Origin of the sequence: Paraburkholderia sp. SIMBA_030, assembly GCF_046535245.1 — a bacterium.
Classification (GTDB): Bacteria; Pseudomonadota; Gammaproteobacteria; order Burkholderiales; family Burkholderiaceae; genus Paraburkholderia.
The window spans coordinates 1-275 of the sequence record NZ_JAWRXB010000416.1; the positions used below are offsets into that span (position 1 = coordinate 1).

The window sequence follows — 275 nt, forward strand, 5'->3', positions numbered from 1 at the left end:
GGTCGGGCTGTCGGTCACGCCGTGCATCAAGCGGGTCAAGCGCATGGAGCGAGACGGCGTCATCACGGGCTACTACGCGCGCGTCAATCCGAACGTGCTCGGCGCGGCGCTGCTGGTGTTCGTGGAGATCACGCTCGACCACAAGAGCGGCAACATGTTCGATCAGTTCCGCCGCGAGGTGCAGAAGATTCCCGAGGTGCTCGAATGCCACCTGGTGTCGGGCGACTTCGACTATCTGATCAAGGCGCGCATCGGCGAAATGGCGGACTACCGCA

At 63.3% G+C, this 275-nt stretch carries 1 protein-coding gene; it reads left to right on the forward strand.

Features of this window, described 5'->3' with window-relative positions:
- On the forward strand, window positions 1–275 hold a 275-nt coding region (locus SB772_RS40590; RefSeq protein WP_410838597.1), incomplete at both ends, for an Lrp/AsnC ligand binding domain-containing protein.